Source organism: Acinetobacter sp. YH16031, assembly GCF_013417335.1.
Classification (GTDB): Bacteria; Pseudomonadota; Gammaproteobacteria; order Pseudomonadales; family Moraxellaceae; genus Acinetobacter.
On sequence record NZ_VPED01000116.1, the window covers coordinates 1 to 2,149 of the forward strand.

5 protein-coding genes are annotated in these 2,149 nt (G+C 31.7%); 1 reads left to right on the top strand and 4 read right to left on the bottom strand.

Translation table 11 applies throughout. The annotated features are described in order from the left end of the window. Nucleotides 1-144: 144 nt before the first annotated feature. The 4 genes from FTV31_RS16375 to FTV31_RS16390 form a co-directional block, all read right to left on the bottom strand. Complete coding sequence (locus tag FTV31_RS16375; RefSeq protein ID WP_004733298.1) at nt 145-438, bottom strand: type II toxin-antitoxin system RelE/ParE family toxin; 294 nt, start codon at nt 436-438, stop codon at nt 145-147. Further along, nucleotides 428-673, bottom strand: a complete 246-nt coding sequence (locus tag FTV31_RS16380) for a type II toxin-antitoxin system RelB/DinJ family antitoxin (RefSeq protein ID WP_070154357.1) — start codon at nt 671-673, stop codon at nt 428-430. Before FTV31_RS16380 ends, FTV31_RS16375 begins: the two co-directional genes overlap by 11 nt. A gap of 169 nt (nt 674-842) precedes the next feature. Then, complete coding sequence (locus FTV31_RS16385) at nt 843-1,169, bottom strand: hypothetical protein (RefSeq protein ID WP_004676063.1); 327 nt, start codon at nt 1,167-1,169, stop codon at nt 843-845. Then, nucleotides 1,166-1,588: a hypothetical protein gene (locus FTV31_RS16390; RefSeq protein WP_004676061.1), complete on the bottom strand. Its 423-nt coding sequence runs from the start codon at nt 1,586-1,588 to the stop codon at nt 1,166-1,168. Before FTV31_RS16390 ends, FTV31_RS16385 begins: the two co-directional genes overlap by 4 nt. A gap of 103 nt (nt 1,589-1,691) precedes the next feature. On the opposite strand from FTV31_RS16390, the gene FTV31_RS16395 reads away from it, so the two are divergent. Next, nucleotides 1,692-2,015 carry a hypothetical protein gene (locus tag FTV31_RS16395; RefSeq protein ID WP_004676058.1) on the top strand — a complete coding sequence of 108 codons (324 nt, stop codon included), beginning with the start codon at nt 1,692-1,694 and terminating at the stop codon, nt 2,013-2,015. The last annotated feature ends 134 nt before the right edge of the window (nt 2,016-2,149 follow it).

Consider the following 2,149-nt stretch of genomic DNA (forward strand, 5'->3'; position numbering starts at 1 on the left):
TCATGAAATACGGTATTCTGATGTGACAAAACCTGAATCCTGGTCGTTAAAGTGTTTGTTTGCACTCATATTTTAACTGTTAGGACTCAGGTTTTTTTATTTAAAGCAAACTATGGGACAGCAGTGGGCATGCAGCTCCCATTTTTAGTCTTTTATCCGCTTTTTTGCTTCATCATAAACAATGCTATCAGCTCGTTTTCCAACGGTAATTAGCAAAATAACTACCTGATCATCTTTGACCTGGTAAACAAGTCGGACACCAGCTTTTAATAATTTTATTTTATAGCAGCCTGCAAGATCACCTTTAAGCATATTCTTTGGAATATGTGGTTGCTCTATTACCTTAGCTAATTTTTTCTTGAATTGATCTCGTATAGCACTAGGAAGCTTTTCCCATTCTGCAGTGAAGTCCTTATGACGTAAAAGCTTATAAGTCATCTAATGTGACTTCCTCGAACATCTCTTTAGGATCATTAACACGTTTGCGAACAAGAGCTAATAAATCAGCATCTTCCTCTGAGAGTAAAGCTTTTTGTACTGGAAGCTTTCCAGTCGTAGCAATATATTCAAGAATATTAGTAAAGAACTCAGTAGGTGCAATTCCTTGTTCTTTTAGGATGGAATAAGACTTTTCTTTAAGGGCTTCATCGACCCTGAAATTAACAGTAGCCATCATTTTCCCATTTATTGAATGCATGAGAATATTGTAATGCAATATGCATTACAAAGATAGTTCGTATAACAACCACTATGTTAAATGGATAGTTGTTTAGTGGGAAAATCAAGTTTTTGAAATTTCAAATTGAAGTTTTTTCGTTCAATTAGTAATTGTAATTTATATTCTATTGAATAACTATTTCATAACTTTTCCTATCATATTTGGCTGCATACGTAGCTACTTCTTGATTAATCTTTTTATGATTTTTATCTAAATATGAAAAGATTATTGAATCCTCATTGTGCCGCTCGTAATTGATGGCGTATTTATATTCTGAATAAGGATAAAGAGTACCTAAGCTATAAGTTTTTTGAGCACTAATATAAGTTACTTTAAGGTCTGTAATTGGATAATCAGTCTGATTTTTAATAAAAATATATCCATCCTTTTCAAATGGCTGGCATCCTATAAGTAGAACTAATGTAAGACAGTAAAATAGGCTATTCTTCATTTTGGTAGTTCTTCAATTGGTCTTATGAGTCGATTAATAACTATAACTTTTGAGGTATCACAGCTATGATCTACTTCAGTTATCCAAGAATAATTATTTTTTTCTAGAGGATAGGATTCTCCGCCTCCATATGCTGCTTTATCACCTAAAAAATAAGTATCCGAATCTACTTTTAGGCTCTTAGTTTCCGTATCCCAATCTAGAGTTTTTGTAGCAAAAATTGGCAGAACTTTAGAGCCATCAGCATGTTCTAGGTATAGGCATTTACCTTCCCTAATAAGCTTAGCCTCACTATAACTTGCATTATCTGCTCCCCCCGTATATTGAATACGTGGAACAACTATATTTGATTCAATTTTTTCTGTAACTGGACTGCAGGCTGCAAGTAAACTTAATAAAATAAATTCTAATCTTTTCATATTAAAGGAATTTTTTGAGAGAGTAATAGAGAAATTAAAGCAAATTATTCCAAAAGGCTCTGATTAAAAATTGTTAAAATTAGTAGATATATGAGAGGAAATTATGAAAAAATTTTTATACTTCAATTGCTTATCTTTTATTTTTACTTATTTATCTTTGTTTTATCAGAAATATACATTAGTGGATCGTATAGTTGTAGACAAGCTTGGAAAAGTTAAAGTCATTGGAGGAGGATTTCCCTTACAGTTTTTAGTAGATGGTGAAGTATCTCCAGGTGGGAGTATAGCGCTAGATCCTTTAAATATTATTATAGGAATAGATCAATTTATCTTCTTATATTTTATTTTTGATTATTTGTTCTGGATAAGTGTTTTATTTGCTTTTTACATAATTTTGAAAAGGTACAAACTAAAACAGATTTTCTAAAATTAACCTCTGTACACGACAAATTTCACAGAACCCTTATCCTATCAGGATTCTGCTTTCTTAAAATTGCCAAAATTTCCTTAAACTCTTCTTTTTTCCCAAAACCAATTAAACGCTGAATCGCCATTTGAACA